General features: G+C 70.8%; 14 protein-coding genes. 11 read left to right on the top strand and 3 right to left on the bottom strand.

Annotation, left to right across the window (positions count from 1 at the left end; translation table 11 throughout):
- Window positions 1-9: 9 nt before the first annotated feature.
- From ACE3QP_RS16445 to lnt, 5 genes are all read left to right on the top strand, one after another.
- Complete coding sequence (locus tag ACE3QP_RS16445; protein ID WP_374437571.1) at window positions 10-888, top strand: phosphoribosylaminoimidazolesuccinocarboxamide synthase; 879 nt, start codon at window positions 10-12, stop codon at window positions 886-888.
- Window positions 888-2012, top strand: coding sequence for a hypothetical protein (locus ACE3QP_RS16450; protein ID WP_374437572.1), 1125 nt, complete (start codon window positions 888-890; stop codon window positions 2010-2012). Before ACE3QP_RS16445 ends, ACE3QP_RS16450 begins: the two co-directional genes overlap by 1 nt.
- A gap of 221 nt (window positions 2013-2233) precedes the next feature.
- Window positions 2234-3322, top strand: coding sequence for an SGNH/GDSL hydrolase family protein (locus ACE3QP_RS16455; protein ID WP_374437573.1), 1089 nt, complete (start codon window positions 2234-2236; stop codon window positions 3320-3322).
- Window positions 3323-3352: 30 nt separating this feature from the next.
- Complete coding sequence (locus ACE3QP_RS16460; protein WP_374437574.1) at window positions 3353-3982, top strand: hypothetical protein; 630 nt, start codon at window positions 3353-3355, stop codon at window positions 3980-3982.
- 50 nt (window positions 3983-4032) lie between these two features.
- A complete protein-coding gene (gene lnt / locus ACE3QP_RS16465) occupies window positions 4033-6351 on the top strand; it encodes an apolipoprotein N-acyltransferase (RefSeq protein WP_374437584.1) in 2319 nt (772 codons plus the stop codon).
- 1 nt (window position 6352) lies between these two features.
- Here the strand turns inward: lnt and ACE3QP_RS16470 are convergent, their stop codons facing one another.
- Entirely contained in the window at window positions 6353-7312 is a 960-nt protein-coding gene (locus ACE3QP_RS16470) for a tetratricopeptide repeat protein (protein WP_374437575.1), read from the bottom strand.
- An 84-nt stretch (window positions 7313-7396) separates the two neighbouring features.
- On the opposite strand from ACE3QP_RS16470, the gene purE reads away from it, so the two are divergent.
- The 6 genes from purE (at window position 7397) to ACE3QP_RS16500 (ending at window position 12836) form a co-directional block, all read left to right on the top strand.
- Complete coding sequence (gene purE, locus ACE3QP_RS16475) at window positions 7397-7891, top strand: 5-(carboxyamino)imidazole ribonucleotide mutase (RefSeq protein WP_374437576.1); 495 nt, start codon at window positions 7397-7399, stop codon at window positions 7889-7891.
- The gene (locus ACE3QP_RS16480; RefSeq protein WP_374437577.1) at window positions 7888-9063 is read left to right on the top strand and encodes a 5-(carboxyamino)imidazole ribonucleotide synthase; all 1176 of its coding nucleotides are present in this window, start codon (window positions 7888-7890) and stop codon (window positions 9061-9063) included. Before purE ends, ACE3QP_RS16480 begins: the two co-directional genes overlap by 4 nt.
- On the top strand, window positions 9060-10010 hold the full coding sequence (locus ACE3QP_RS16485) for an L-threonylcarbamoyladenylate synthase (protein ID WP_374437578.1): 951 nt from the start codon (window positions 9060-9062) through the stop codon (window positions 10008-10010). The genes ACE3QP_RS16480 and ACE3QP_RS16485 overlap by 4 nt, the downstream gene beginning before the upstream one ends.
- A gap of 28 nt (window positions 10011-10038) precedes the next feature.
- Window positions 10039-10974, top strand: coding sequence for an esterase (locus ACE3QP_RS16490; RefSeq protein ID WP_374437579.1), 936 nt, complete (start codon window positions 10039-10041; stop codon window positions 10972-10974).
- 93 nt (window positions 10975-11067) lie between these two features.
- A complete protein-coding gene (locus tag ACE3QP_RS16495) occupies window positions 11068-12126 on the top strand; it encodes a sensor histidine kinase (RefSeq protein WP_374437580.1) in 1059 nt (352 codons plus the stop codon).
- The gene (locus ACE3QP_RS16500) at window positions 12126-12836 is read left to right on the top strand and encodes a LytR/AlgR family response regulator transcription factor (protein ID WP_374437581.1); all 711 of its coding nucleotides are present in this window, start codon (window positions 12126-12128) and stop codon (window positions 12834-12836) included. Before ACE3QP_RS16495 ends, ACE3QP_RS16500 begins: the two co-directional genes overlap by 1 nt.
- 9 nt (window positions 12837-12845) lie before the next feature.
- Here ACE3QP_RS16500 and ACE3QP_RS16505 read toward each other — a convergent pair whose 3' ends face one another.
- Both ACE3QP_RS16505 and ACE3QP_RS16510 read right to left on the bottom strand, forming a co-directional pair.
- Window positions 12846-13403 carry a pyridoxamine 5'-phosphate oxidase family protein gene (locus tag ACE3QP_RS16505; RefSeq protein ID WP_374437582.1) on the bottom strand — a complete coding sequence of 186 codons (558 nt, stop codon included), beginning with the start codon at window positions 13401-13403 and terminating at the stop codon, window positions 12846-12848.
- A gap of 1 nt (window position 13404) precedes the next feature.
- Window positions 13405-14136, bottom strand: a 732-nt coding sequence (locus ACE3QP_RS16510) for an amino acid--tRNA ligase-related protein (RefSeq protein ID WP_374437583.1), incomplete at its 5' end; no start/stop codon positions are given.

The raw sequence follows: 14136 nt of genomic DNA on the forward strand, positions 1-14136 counted from the left end.
TCCCGCGCCATGAATGCCCTGCTCAGCTCCTCCCTGCACTCCCTGCCCTTGCTCGCCCGTGGCAAGGTGCGCGACAACTACGCGGTCGGCGAAGACCGCATCCTGATGGTCGCCAGCGACCGCCTGTCGGCCTTCGACGTCGTGATGGGCGAACCCATCCCCGGCAAGGGCGAGCTGCTGACGCAGATGGCGCTGTTCTGGTTCGACAAGCTCAAGGATGTGGTGCCCAACCACCTGACGGGCGAGGACCCGCTCTCCGTGGTGGCGGCCGATGAGGTCGATCAGGTGCGCGGCCGCAGCATGCTGGTCAAGCGCCTGAAGCCCCTGCCGATCGAGGCCGTGGTGCGCGGCTACTTGGCCGGCTCGGGCTGGAAGGAGTACCAGGCCACGCAATCGGTCTGCGGCGTGGCCCTGCCGGCCGGTCTGCAAAACGCCTCCAAGCTGCCCGAGCCGATCTTCACGCCGGCCACCAAGGCCGATGTGGGCGAGCACGACGAGAACATCGATTTCGAGCGCTGCGTCGGCCTGATCGGCCGCGAGCTGGCCGAGCAGGTGCGCGCCACCGCCATTGCGCTCTACCAGCGTGCGGCGGAGTACGCGCTGACGCGCGGCATCATCATTGCGGACACCAAGTTCGAGTTCGGCCTCGACGCCAACGGCACGCTCACGCTGATGGACGAGGTGCTGACGCCCGATTCCTCGCGCTACTGGCCGGTGGAAGGCTATGCCGTCGGCGCCAACCCGCCTTCGTACGACAAGCAGTTCGTGCGCGACTGGCTGGAGGCACAGCCCTGGAACAAGACCGCGCCGGCGCCGGCGCTGCCGGCTGCCGTGGTCGAGCAGACCGCGGCCACCTACCGCAAGGCCCTGGATCGCCTGACCGCCTGATGAGCGGGGGCGCCTTCCACTCGCGCCTGCTGCGCCAGGTCGAGCAGGAGATCGAGCAGGCCCAGTTGGCCGGACGCCAGTTGCAGGCCCAGACCCTGCGCGCGCGCCGCTGCGGTCTGCTGGTGCGCCACGGCCAGCTGGATCTGGCGCGGGGCGAGCTGACGGCGCTCTACCAGGCCCTCTTTGCCAGCCCGCAGCCCGAACTGGCGGCGTGGCTGCATTTGGCCGAGGGCCTGCTGGGCTTCTACGGCGGCTACGACAGCCACAGCGCCCGGGAGCGCCTGCTGCACGCGGACGCGGTGGCGGCCGAGGCCGGTTGCGTGGAGGTGCAGGTGGAGGTGCAGGCCTTTCTGGCGCACCTGGCCTTCGTCGATCACCAGCCCGAGCTGTTGGTGACGCATGCCCTGGCCGCGCGGGCCCTGGCTCAGCCCGAGCAGGGCGCCGCGCTGGCGCGTTGGCACTTGGTGCTGGCGCTGGCCCACCATTTGACCGACAGCCAGGAAGCCGCCCAGCCTTGGTACCAGCGGGCCCGTGCGCTGGCCGCCGGCTGCGGGGACGATGCACTGGTCTCGGCCCTGCTCTACAACATGGCGGTGATCCGGGTGGCGCGCTTGCGCGAGGCCGAACTGGCCGACGGCGCGGCGCGCGGTCCGGTGCCCATGGCGGCGGTCGACTCGATCACCCATTTCGATGGGGCCATGGGCGTGGCCGCGCTGGACCCGCTGACCCCGCTGCTGCGGGCCCAGGTGCTGGTGGCAGCCGGCCAGTTCGAGCAGGCCCTGCCGCTCTATCAGGACAGCCTGCCCGAGACCCTGGGCCTCGGCCTGAGCCGTCTGGGCTCCAGCTTGATGGCCGATCTCGCTTGGTGCCGCGCCCGTCTGGGGCAGGCCGACACCGCGCTGGCCCAGGCGCGCCAGGCCGAGCTGGAGATCGAGCCGGCCTGCCACCCGGACGACCTGGGCATCACCCATTCGCGCCTGGCCCAGGTGTACGAATACCTGGACCAAGCCGAGGCCGCCGAGCGGCATCGCGCCCTGGCGGCGCAGGCTTGGGCGGCCTGGCGCGCCCTGCAGGCACGCTGGCGCGCGGCGCTGGCTGCGGCGGGATTGCAACAACCGGGCTGAGCGCCGGCGCCCCGTGCGGGCGCGTGAGGGCCTGGTTTCCCAGGACGGCCGGCTGCCAAGGGGCGGCCAGGGTTTGTCTGGGCAGGGATAGAAGGGATTCGCCGTTTGGGGGCCTGGCCGCACGCTGGCGGGCTTCACCGCACGGTGTTTCCGTCGTAGGCCCCGGCAGAGGGGCGCACCGAGAGGGTGAGCTTGTTTCCGACCCCCTTCAGGAGACCTCCATGCCCCTTTCCCTGCCCGGCGCGCTGCGCCGCCTGCTGCCCGCCCTGGCCCTGCTCGGCCTTGCCACCCAGGTGGGCGCCAGCACCCTGAACCAGAACGTGTCCTGGACGATCGATCGTTCCGGCACCAGCACCAAGTACCGCCTGGTGGCCTATGGCGACTCGATCTACGCCGGCTACAACGGCTCGACGCTGAACGCGGCGAAGTATTCGGCTCCCACCGTGGATGCCGAGTACCTGTCGGCCCAGTGGAATGCCGACATCGAGAGCGTGCGCCGGGCCAAGTCCGGCGCGGTGGCCAAGGATGTGTACGACAACAAGATCGTCGCCGAGCGCTCCTACATGCAGAGCAGCAGCACCCGCGTCGTCACCTTCGAGATGTGCGGCAACGACGGCCTGCAGGCCCGCTCCGCGCTGAAGAGCCAGACCGGCACCTGCAATTACAGCGGCCTGGACGCTGCCGAGGCCAACTGCAAGCTCTACGTGGCCAAGGCGATGGACTACATCAACGCCAACGCCTACCCGGGCACCAAGCTCAAGGTCATCGGCAATCTGTACTACCCCGGCTACGCGGCCGACAACGTGCAGAGCAGCTGCAAGGACGCCAGCACCGGCGCCACCATCAATCTGCAGAACAAGTTCCTGCCGGCGCTGGCGCGCATGAATTACTGGATGTGCGAGTACGCGCGCCAGAAGGGTTTTGTCTGCGCCGACAACTTTGCCGAATACATGGGCGCCGACTACGACCGCAATGGCGACGGCATCGTCGATACCGAGGGCCTGCGCTATGTGGCCGGCGAGAGCGAGTCCAACTACGTGACCCGCATCACCTCGACGCTGCGCGCGTCGATCCGCGACGCCAACACCCACTTCGTCTCCAGCAGCAGCAGCTACGACTACATCCAGTCCGATGACGTGCACCCGACCTACAGCGGCGGCACGGTGAGCGCCGGCCTGTTCGGCGGCACCACGGGCTCGGGCGCGCCGCGCTACACCAGCTTCAGCGGGGGAAAAAGCCCGCTGTGGAACCAGTACGGGCATGAGCGCATGGGCTGGCGTCTGTCCACCTCCAACCCGGTGGCGCCCTAAGGTCTAGGGCGGTGCCAGGGTAGACGGGCCATGGCGGCAGGCGCTCCTCAATCGGGCGGCTGGCAGCCGGCCGTGGCCTACCTGCTGCTTGCCCTGGGCCTGGTGCTGGTGGCGATCTGGCTGCTGTGGCCGCAGCCCGAGCCCGAAGCGGCGCCGGCGGCGGCACCGGCCGCGCCGGTGCTCGCAGCGCGGCCCCTGGTGCCGGCTCCTGCTGCCTCCGCGGCGCTGAACCCGGTGCACACGCACCCGGGCGAGCTGGCCGCCAGTGAACCCCCGTCGGACGATCTGGCCGCCCATGTGCCGCCCGGCCAAGCCCCCAGCATGAAGGAAGTCATCGAGCGCCTGCACCAGGCCGGTGTGCACACCGGCCTGGGCGCCTTCAACCCGCCCGGCACGCGCCCGCCCCTGGTGGGGCTGGCGGTGCCCGAAGATTTCGTGCTGCCGCCGGGCTATGTGCGGCATCACCAGGCCACCGACGACGGCCAGCGCATCGAGGCCGTGCTGATGTTCGACCCCGAGCACCCGCCGCCAGCGGCTGCCGGCCGCTCGCTCGCCACGGCGCAAGACCGCCTGGTGCCGCCCGAACTGGCGCCGCCCGGCCTGCCGCCGCGGCGCATCGTCATTCCGCCGCCGATCGAGCCGGGGAGGGCGGCGCCCTGAACCCGATCTGGCGCGGCCGGCTGGGACTGCTGCTGTTCGGTGCCCTGCTGCTGGCCCTGTACGTGCGCGGTGCCTGGATGCTGGGCTTCGTGGCCCTGCTGCCCTGGCTGCGCATGCTGGAGGGCTGCCGCAGCGCGCGCCAGGCCCTGCTGGCCGGCTGGGTGCTGAGCCTGGCCTTCACGGCAGTTGCCTTTTCCTGGTTCGGCGTGGCCATCGGCCGCTTCACCGACTGGGGCCCGCTGCTGGGTAGCGCCGTGCTGCTGCTGGGCGCGCCATTGTTCCAACCGCAGCTGCTGGCTTTTGTGCTGGTGCGCCAGCTCGCGCGCGCACGCCACGGCCCGCTGCTGGGGGCGCTGGCGGGGGCCTCGGCCTGGGTGGCGGCGGAGTGGTTGTGCCCGAAGCTCCTGGGCGACACCCTCGGGCACGGGCTCTACCCCGCCGAGCTGCTGCGCCAGGGCGCCGCGCTGGGGGGCGCGGCGGGCCTGAGCCTGTTGCTGCTGCTGGCCAACGAGGCCCTTGCCATCACCTGGGCGCGGCGTCGCCAGGGTTGGGGGGCGCTGCGCTTGCCGCTGCTGGGCGCCGCTGTGCCGCCCCTGCTGCTGCTCGCCATGGGCCTGAGCCAGCCGCCCGCACCGCAGCAGGGCCCGCAGCTGCGCGTCGGCCTGGTCCAGGCCAACATCACCGACATTGAGGCGCGCCGCCGCGCCCAGGGCAGCCACGCCGTGGTGCGCGAACTGCTCGACACCCATTTCGCTATGAGCTACGACGCCGTCGAGCGCCAGGGCGCCGACGCCGTGCTCTGGTCCGAGACCGTCTACCCCACCACCTTCGCCCAGCCCAAGAGCGCCGCCGGCGCCGAGTTCGATCAGGAGATCGCTGCCATCGTCAACGCGGCCGGTGTGCCCTTCGTGTTCGGCGCTTTCGACCGCGATGCGGCCGGCGAATACAACGCCGCCGCCTTTGTGGAGCCCGGGCGCGGGCTGCTGGACTTCTATCGCAAGACCCGGCTGTTCCCGCTCACCGAGTACGTCCCGACCTGGCTGCGCGGCCTGCAACCGGCTTGGGCCGGCCACTGGCAACCCGGCAGCGGTGCGCGCGTGCTGCCCCTGCGGCTGCGCGACGGCCGTGAGCTGCCGGTGCAGGCGCTGATCTGTCGCGACGACGTGGACCCCATGCTGGCCATCGCTGCCGCCCGCCAGGGTGCGCAGGCGCTGCTGACGATGTCCAACGACAGCTGGTTCAGCACGCAGGAGCTGGGGGCACGCCTGCACCTGCAGGTGGCGGCCTTTCGCAGCATCGAGACCCGATTGCCGCAGTTCCGCGTCACCACCAATGGCTTCAGCGCCGTCATTGACGCGCGCGGCACGGTGCGCGCCAGCAGCGCCATGAACGAGCGCGCGCTGGTGATCGATGCCCTGCCGGTCCCCGTGCCCGGCCCGACGCTGATGGTGCGCTGGGGTGACTGGGTGGGCCTGGCCGGCTTGGTCTTCCTGGTTCTGTTGGCGCTGAGCCCGGTCTGGCGCTGGCTGGCCCGCCAGCCACCCGCTGCCGCTCCGCAAACGGCGTGGCGCGTCTGGCTGCTGCCCCGCCCGGCACGGCTGGCGGCGGCGGCCTTGCGTCTGTTGGCGCGGCTGAGCCTGCTGGCCCTAGGCCTGGTGCTGCTGCTGGACGAGGAGCTGCGCAGCCAGACCCTGAAGCAGCTGCGCCTGGTGGCCGCCCTGGTGCTGCTGCCGGAAGCGGCCGCTGCCTGCCTGCTGGCGGCTTTTGCCGCCACGGCGCGCCTTGAACCCGAAGGTTTGGCGCTCACGCGTGGCCATCAGCGCCGTTTGCTGCCGGTGGCCGAACTGCGCGCCGCCAGGCCTTGGCGGCTGCCGCTGCCCTGCGCGGGGCTCGCACTGAGCCCGCCAGGTGCGGCTGCGCTGGAGCTGGGCGTGAGCCATCTGCCCAGCCTGCTGCAGGCGCTGGCCGCGGCACCGCCGCTGCCGGTGTTCGTGCAGGCCCGGCAGGCCTTTGACGCGGGTCGCCTGGGGGCGCCGGCCTTGAAGTTCGTGCTGCTGCCGCTGCTGCTGGCGCTGCCGGCCTTCCATCTGCACCAGCACATCGCCTATGGCAGTGCGCTGGGCGAGTTCTACAGCTATGGCCTCAAGGCCTATGGGCTGGCCCTTGGCCTGTGGTGGGCGGCCTGGGCGGTGGGGGTGTTGCTGACGGCAGCGGCGCTGCGTGCCGTCATCGAGGCCGCCGCCCTGCTGGGCGCGCTGTGGCGCCCGACGCAGGCCCTGCCCATCCGCAGTGCCTGCGAGCGCCTGGGCCTGGGCCTGCTTTACCTCGGCCTGCCGGCCTGGCTGGGCTGGCGGCTGTTGGTCACCTGAATCAGAACAGCGCCATCGACAGCTTGCGGCGGTACTGATCCACCACAGGGTCGCTGGAGGCCGTCACGGTGTGGCCGGTCAGTTGCAGCTTGCTGTCGCCGCCGGCCGCCTTGGCCTGGGCCTTGGGCTGCGGCTTCGTCAGGATCTCCAGCACCGCCACGATGGTCTTGCGCGCCAGGCTGTCGTTCCAGGCCTTGTCGCGCATCACGATCTCCAGCAGTTCGTCCATCGCCTGGGTGAAGCGGCTGGCGGCGAAGTGCGTTTGCGCCAGCAGGAAGCGGGCGTCGAAATCGCGTTTGTTGGCGGCGATGGCGGCTTCCAGCTGCGCGGCCGGCGGGGCGGCTTGCGCGGCGGCGCAGGCCTGCAACCAGGCGGCCAGGGCGGCGAAGCGGGCGTGCGGGGTAATGGTGTCGCGTGCCAGGGCGGCGACGGGCTCGAACACCGCCTGTGCCTGCGCCAGCTGGCCGGCCTCGATCAGGGCCTTGATCAGGTCGAAGCGCGCGGCCTCGTTCTTCGGGTCAGCTTCCAGCGCGGCCACCAGGCGGGCCAGCGCGTCATCGGCCGCGCCCTGTTCCAGCAGTTGCTCGGCCTCGGCCAGCTCCTGCTCGGCCTGCAACTCGCCCTCGCCAGGCACGTGGCGGCTCAGGAATTCGCGGATCTGGCTCTCGGGCAGGGCGCCGACAAAGCCATCCACCGGCTGGCCGCCGACGAACATCACGCAGAAGGGGATGGAGCGCACGCCAAACGCGGCCGAGAGCTGGGAGGCGATCTCCGGCACCTCGTCGGCGTTCAGCTTGGCCAGGATGAAGCGGCCGGCGTAGTCTTCCTCCAGCTTTTCCAGCAGGGGGCCGAGGGTGCGGCAGGGGCCGCACCAGGGCGCCCAGATGTCCAGCAGCACCGGGGTGTGCGTGCTGGCGGCCAGGAGTTCGGCCTCGAAGTTCTGCAGGGTGATGTCGATCATGGCGCTGCCAAAGGGAATGGCCGGGTCAGGTGAGGGGCGCTGCCTACAATTCAAGGCTCTTTACCGTCCCACGCAAGGAGCGCCATGAGCGCCAGCCCGCTGGTCGGCGTCGTGATGGGTTCCAGCAGCGACTGGGAAACCCTGAAGGCAGCCGCCGACATTCTGACCGAGTTCGGAGTGCCCTTTGAGGCCCAGGTCGTGTCCGCCCACCGCATGCCGGACGACATGTTCCGCTACGCCGAGGCCGCCCAAGCCCGCGGCCTGCGCGCCATCATTGCTGGCGCTGGCGGAGCCGCGCACCTGCCCGGCATGCTGGCCGCCAAGACGCCCGTGCCGGTGCTGGGCGTGCCGGTGGCCAGCCGCCATCTGCAAGGCGTGGACAGCCTGCACTCCATCGTGCAGATGCCCAAGGGCATTCCGGTCGCCACCTTTGCCATCGGCGGCGCCGGGGCGGCCAATGCGGCGCTGTTTGCCGTGGCCATGCTGGCCGGTCAGGACGCGGATCTGCTGGACAAACTGCAGGCCTTTCGGCAGCGTCAGACCGACGCGGCACGTGCCATGACAGCGGACCTGCAATGACCAAACTTCAAGCGCTGCACCCGGGTGAGTGGCTGGGCATGCTGGGTGGCGGCCAGCTCGGTCGCATGGCCGTGCATGCCGCCCAGGCCCTGGGCTACCGCGTGGCGGTGATCGACCCCGACAAGCACAGCCCCGCTGGCGCGGCCGCCGACGAGCACCTGCAGGCCGGCTACGACGACGCCCACGCGCTCTCGCAACTGGCCTCGCGCTGCGCGGCCGCCAGCACCGAGTTCGAGAACGTGCCCGCCAGCAGCCTGGAGCGACTGGCGCAGGACATCGACGTTGCGCCTGCCGGCGCCGCGGTGGCGGTGTGCCAGGACCGCGCGGCCGAGAAAGCGCATTTCGCCAAGGCCGGTGTGCCCTGCGCGCCGCATGCGGTGCTGCGCACGGGGGCCGCTTGCGCGGCTGTGGACGCCGGGCTGCTGCCCGGCATCCTGAAGACCGCCCGCATGGGCTATGACGGCAAGGGTCAGCGCCGTGTGGCTGATGCCGCGGAGCTGGCGAGTGCCTTTGCCGAACTGGGGAACGTGCCCTGCGTGCTGGAAGCCCTGCTGCCGCTGGCGGCCGAGCTGAGCGTCATCGTGGCGCGCGGGCGGGATGGTCAGATCGTCAGCCTGCCGGTGCAGCGCAACTGGCATGTCGGCGGCATCCTGGCCACCACCGCCGTGCCGGCCAGCGGCATTGCGCCCGCGTTGCAGGTGCAGGCGCAGCAGCAGGCCCAGGCCATTGCCGCTGCCTTCGAGTACGTCGGCGTGCTGTGCATCGAATTCTTCGTGTTGCAGGACGGCCGCCTGCTCGCCAATGAAATGGCGCCGCGCCCTCACAACAGCGGCCACTACAGCATTGACGCCTGCTCGCACTCGCAGTTCGAGCTCCAGGTGCGTGCCATGACCCAGCTGCCGCTGCCACAGCCGCGCCTGCACAGCCCGGCCTTCATGCTCAATCTGCTTGGGGATTTGTGGTTCGACGCCCAGGGCCAGCGGCGCGAGCCGGACTGGTCGGCCGTGTTGGCCCTGCCCGGCGCCCACCTTCACCTCTACGGCAAGACCGACCCGCGCCCGGGCCGCAAGATGGGCCACTTGACGGTGACGGGCGCCAGCGCCGATGAGGCCCGCGCCCAGGCGCTGCAGGCGGCGCAGGTGCTGGGGCTGCCGCAGGACGGTCTGGTTTGATCCTGAGCGTTCAAGAGGCGGCCCGGCGCCTCGCCGACGGCGAGTTGGTGGCCCTGCCCACCGAGACCGTCTATGGCTTGGCCGCCCGCGCGGACGACGACGCGGCCGTGGCCAAGATCTTTGCGGCCAAGGGCCGGCCGGCCGACCATCCGCTGATCGTGCACGTGGCCGATGCCGCCCGGGCACGCGCCTTTGCGGCCGAATGGCCCAGTCTGGCCGAACGCCTGACGGCCGCCTGCTGGCCCGGGCCGCTGACGGTGATCGTGCCGCGCCGCGCCGAGTTGGCGCAGGCGGCGGCGGGCGGGCAGGACAGCATCGGCCTGCGCTGCCCGGCCCACCCGCTCTTCCATGAGGTGTTGGAGGCTGCCGCCGCCCTGGGTGTACCCGGTCTGGCGGCACCCAGCGCCAACCGCTTCGGGCGCGTCAGCCCCACCACGGCGGCCCATGTCGAGCAGGAGTTCGAGAGCCGCATCGCGGTGGTGGATGGCGGTGCCTGCGCGGTCGGCATCGAATCCACCATCGTGGATTGCACGCGGCCCTACCCGGTGCTGCTGCGCCCCGGCATGCTGGATGCAGCGCAGCTCGAAGCCCTGCTGGGCGAGACGTTGCGGGCGCCCGATGCCCAGGCGCCGCGCGCCTCCGGCACCCTGGAGGCGCATTACGCCCCGCGAGCGCGGGTGCGGTTGTTCGAGCCTGCCGCGCTGGCCGTCGCCCTTCAGGGCTGCTTGCCCGAGGGCCTGACGGTATATTCCCGCACCCCCTGGACGGGCGGCCCCTGGGCGGCCCTTCCGGCCGAGCCCGAGGCGGCGGCCCAACAGCTGTTCGCCACCCTGCGGGCCTTGGACGACGCCGGTGCACGCGAGATCTGGGTCGAGTCCCCTCCCAGCGCGGATGCGCGCTGGGCCGGGGTGCTGGACCGGCTGCGCCGGGCCGCGGCGGCCGGGTGACTTCCCCTTTGTTTCTGGAGCTTTGACGATGAATTGGGTTCAACTGCGCAGCGGCCTGGCGGCCGTGGCTCTGGCGGCGCTTGCGGCTTGCGGCGGCGGCAAGGGGCAGATCGAACCCTTCGTGCCCACGCGCCTGGTCAGCTTCGGCGACGAACACAGCCTGTTGACGGCCGATGGCAAGCGCTATGGCGTCAACGGCCTGAAGTCCGGCACCACCACCGGCGAGATCGACTGCACCGCCAACCCCATGTGGGTGCAGACCCTGACCAGCCACTTCGGCCTGGTGCTGGCGCAATGCAACCCCGAGAACAAGCCGGTGACCGCCTTCCTGCGCGGCAGCGTCGGCGCCAAGGTGGCCGATGTGAAGGCGCAGATTGACCAGCAACTGGCCAGCGGCAGCGTGGGTCCGAAAGACCTCCTGGTCATCAACGTTGGCTTCTATGACGTGCTGGAGGCCTACCAGCAGTTCCCCACGCGTAGCGAGGGCGAACTGACCGGCCTGGTGCAGCAGCGCGGCCGTGAACTCGCCGCCCAGGTCAACCGCTTGGCCAATGCCAATGGCCGCGTGGTGGTGCTGACGGTGTTCGACGCCGGCCTCACGCCCGCCGGCCTGAACGAGAAGGCCACCAAGACCGATACCGACCGCGCCGCCCTGCTGACACGCCTGACCAACGCCTTCAACGTGGCGATGCGATTGGCCTTGATCGAGGATGGGCGTCTCATCGGCCTGGTGCTGGCCGATGAGACCATCACCACCGCAGTGCGCTTCCCCAGCGCCTTCGGCTACACCGATGTCAAGCAGGCAGCCTGCACCGTGGATCTGCCCAACTGCACCACGGCCACCGTGCGCAGCGAGGTTGGCACCAACGTCTGGCTGTGGGCTGATGGCCTGCACCTGGGCGCGGCCGGTCAAAACCTGATTGGCAATGCGGCGCTGACGCGCGCGACGAACAACCCCTTCTGAGCGCCTTTCAGACTTTGGGGTGAAGCCCGGCCGCCCGGGGGCGAACCGCAGCCGGCCGGGCGCCCGCGGTGCAAACTTGCGCGGGTGAATCTGTTGCTGCCTGCCTCCCCGCGCCGCTGGCTGCCGCCCTATCTGGCCGGGCTGCTGGCCATGGGCCTGCTGCTGAGCTTTGCCGCGCTGCAGGACTACCGGCGTGCCGGTGGGCGCCATGCCTGGGAGCCCTTCCTGTGGGAGTTCAGCTCCATCGTCATGGTGGGTCTGCTGGCCCTGGCCCTGCACCAGCTGGTGGGGCGGCTGCGCGGCCGGCCCTGGACGCAGCAGCTGCCCGCCCTGCTGCTCGCGGCCTTGCTCTTCAACCTGCTGCATGTGGCCGGCATGTTCGGCCTGCGCTTGGCGGTCTATGCCGGGGCCGGGCTCGATTACCAGCCCGATCCATTGCCCGAGCTGCTGCTTTACGAAGGTGCCAAGGACCTGGTTGCCTTCGGTTTTCTGCTGCTGGCCTCGCGCGGCTTCTGGGCGGCGCAGGCGGCGGCTGCCCAGGCCCAGGAACTGGAACGCACGCGTCGTGAGCTGGCCGAGGCGCGCCTGGCCCGCTTGGCCGAGCAGGTGCAGCCGCACTTCCTGTTCAACAGCCTGAACCTGATCTCCTCGCTGATGTACGAGGACGTCGAGCGTGCCGACCGCCTGCTCTGCGAGCTGGCCGGCCTGCTGCGCGCCAGCCTGGCTGCGCAGGAGCAGGGCGAGCACACGCTGGAGGCCGAACTGGCCCTGGTGCAACCCTTCCTGAACCTGATGCAGGCGCGCTTCGGCGCGGAACGCCTGCTGGTCCAAATTGACGCCGATGCCGAAGCGCGCGCCTGCCGCCTGCCGGCCCTGCTGTTGCTGGCGCCGGTGGAAAACGCCATCAAGCACGACGTGGCCCGGCACGCGGGGCTGGTGCGGGTGCGCCTGCAGGCGCTGCGGCGCGCAGACCAGCTTTGCCTGCAACTGGACAACGATGGCGTGCGCGAAGCCCCGCCGGTGGACGGCGGCCTGGGCCTGCGCAATTTGCGCGAGCGCTTGCAGGCCCGCTATGGGGTGGCGGCGCAGGTCGAGTTCGGCCCGGCTGAAGGCCTGATGCGCCTGCGCATCACCATCCCGCAGGGGGTTTGATGCGCGTGCTCGTGGTGGACGACGAACCGGCGGCGCGCGCCAAGCTGCGCCGCCTGCTGGCCGCGCATGCCGATGTCGAAGCCGTGTTCGAGGCCGCCGACGCGCCGACCGCGCTGGCCCTGCTGGCGCGCGAAGGCGCGGTGGACCTGGCCTTGCTGGACATCGAGATGCCCGGCGGCAGCGGCCTGCAGCTGGCTGCGGCATTGCCGCCCGGTACCCGCCATGTCTTCACCACCGCCTATGCCGAGCACGCGCTACGCGCCTTTGAGCTCGGGGCGCTGGACTATCTGCTCAAGCCCTTCCATGCCGAGCGCTTGGCGCAGACCTTGGCACGGCTGCGCGAGCAGCTGGCCTTGCCCACACCGGCGGCGGCCCTGGCCGCGCCGCCGGGCCAGTGGTGGGTCAGCACCCGCAGCGGCCGCCAACGCATCGCCCTGGCCGAAGTGCAGTGGCTGGCGGCGGCGGACAACTACGTCAGCTTCGAGCTGCCGCCGCAGAGCTTCTTGGAGCGTGGCACGCTGGGCGCGCTGCTGGAGCGGCCCGAGCTGGCGGGCCTGTTCTTGCGCGTGCACCGTTGTCATGCCGTCAATCCGCAGCATGTGCGGGTGGTCACGCCGCTGGCGGGTGGCGAGGCCCAGCTGCGTCTGAGCAGTGGCGCGGAGCTGCGCGTGTCGCGCGGCTACCGTGAGGTGCTCGACCAGTTGCGCTGAGCGGTGTTCTCAGGGGGCCAGCCAGCGCGCGCCCTGGGCATCGAACAGCGCGCGGCGGTGGCCGCCGGCGCGCAGGCCCAGCCAATCCAGGCTCAGCACCTGAAGGCGCACCAGCGCGAAGTGGTTGCGCGCCGCGGGCAGGGGGGCCGGAACATGCTCGGCCAGCAGGGTGCCGGGCGGCAGGGGTGAGAGGTAATCCTGCGCCGCCGGTTTGAGGCGCAGGCGCGCCCAGCGGCTGGAGACGCCCAGCCCCTCGGTTTCGACTTGGGCCCGGACCCGCAGGCGCAGCTGCCAGCCCAGCCGCGCGCACCACGCCACCAGCAGGGCCTCGGGGGCTTCGCGCAGCTGCGTCACCTTGGGCGAGCGGGCGTCGGTGAAGAACATCAGCTGCTGGCTGGCGTAGTCGACCTCGCGCAGCACCACGGTGCGCGCGTCCACGCCCTCGGGTGCGCAAGTGGCCAGCGTGGCGGTGCGCCACCCATGCAACTTGTCCTCGACGCAGCGCTCCAGCTCGACCCAGAGCGCGGCGTGCAGGGCTGCCAGATCGTCGTCGGCAGCCCCGTCCATCTCAGGCCTCCCGGCGCAGGGCAGGGAAGAGGATGACGTCGCGAATCGAAGGTGAGTCAGTCAGCAGCATCACAAAGCGGTCGATGCCGATGCCGCAGCCGCCGGTGGGTGGCATGCCGTATTCGAGCGCACGGATGAAGTCGGCATCGAAGTGCATGGCCTCGTCGTCACCGCTGTCCTTGGCGTCGACCTGGGCGTGGAAGCGTGCGGCCTGGTCCTCGGCGTCGTTCAGCTCGCTGAAGCCGTTGGCCACTTCGCGCCCGGTCATGTAGAGCTCGAAGCGCTCGGTGATGCCGGGGTTCTCGTCATTGGCGCGCGCCAGCGGGCTCACCTCCAGCGGGTGGTTCATGATGAAGGTCGGCTGCCAGAGCTTTTCCTCCACCGTCGCCTCGAACAGGCTGTACTGCAGCACGGCCAGGTTGGCGTTCTTGGGCACGTCTTCCCCGGCGGCCTTGATGCGGGCGGCCAGCACCTCCGGGTTGTCAACCTCCGTCTCGCTCAGCCCGGCATGCACGAGCAGAGCGTCGCGGATGGTCAGGCGTGCGAAGGGCTGGCTCAGGTCCACGGGCTGACCGGCGTACGTCAGCTGCGCTGAACCCGTGGCGCTGCGCGCCACGTGCCGCAGCAACTCCTCGGTGAAGTTCATCTGGTCCTCATGCGTCCAGTAGGCCGCATAGAACTCCATCATCGTGAACTCGGGGTTGTGACGGACCGACAGACCTTCGTTGCGGAA

This window comes from Inhella sp. (assembly GCF_041912635.1).
Lineage (GTDB): Bacteria > Pseudomonadota > Gammaproteobacteria > Burkholderiales > Burkholderiaceae_C > Inhella.

Excerpts from the sequence above, each read along its gene's own strand:
- ACE3QP_RS16445 (WP_374437571.1), top strand. The coding sequence starts at position 10 with ATGAATGCCCTGCTCAGCTCCTCCCTGCACTCCCTGCCCTTGCTCGCC.
- ACE3QP_RS16450 (WP_374437572.1), top strand. The coding sequence starts at position 888 with ATGAGCGGGGGCGCCTTCCACTCGCGCCTGCTGCGCCAGGTCGAGCAG.
- ACE3QP_RS16455 (WP_374437573.1), top strand. The coding sequence starts at position 2,234 with ATGCCCCTTTCCCTGCCCGGCGCGCTGCGCCGCCTGCTGCCCGCCCTG.
- ACE3QP_RS16460 (WP_374437574.1), top strand. The coding sequence starts at position 3,353 with ATGGCGGCAGGCGCTCCTCAATCGGGCGGCTGGCAGCCGGCCGTGGCC.
- ACE3QP_RS16470 (WP_374437575.1), bottom strand. The coding sequence starts at position 7,312 with ATGATCGACATCACCCTGCAGAACTTCGAGGCCGAACTCCTGGCCGCC.
- purE (WP_374437576.1), top strand. The coding sequence starts at position 7,397 with ATGAGCGCCAGCCCGCTGGTCGGCGTCGTGATGGGTTCCAGCAGCGAC.
- ACE3QP_RS16480 (WP_374437577.1), top strand. The coding sequence starts at position 7,888 with ATGACCAAACTTCAAGCGCTGCACCCGGGTGAGTGGCTGGGCATGCTG.
- ACE3QP_RS16490 (WP_374437579.1), top strand. The coding sequence starts at position 10,039 with ATGAATTGGGTTCAACTGCGCAGCGGCCTGGCGGCCGTGGCTCTGGCG.
- ACE3QP_RS16500 (WP_374437581.1), top strand. The coding sequence starts at position 12,126 with ATGCGCGTGCTCGTGGTGGACGACGAACCGGCGGCGCGCGCCAAGCTG.
- ACE3QP_RS16505 (WP_374437582.1), bottom strand. The coding sequence starts at position 13,403 with ATGGACGGGGCTGCCGACGACGATCTGGCAGCCCTGCACGCCGCGCTC.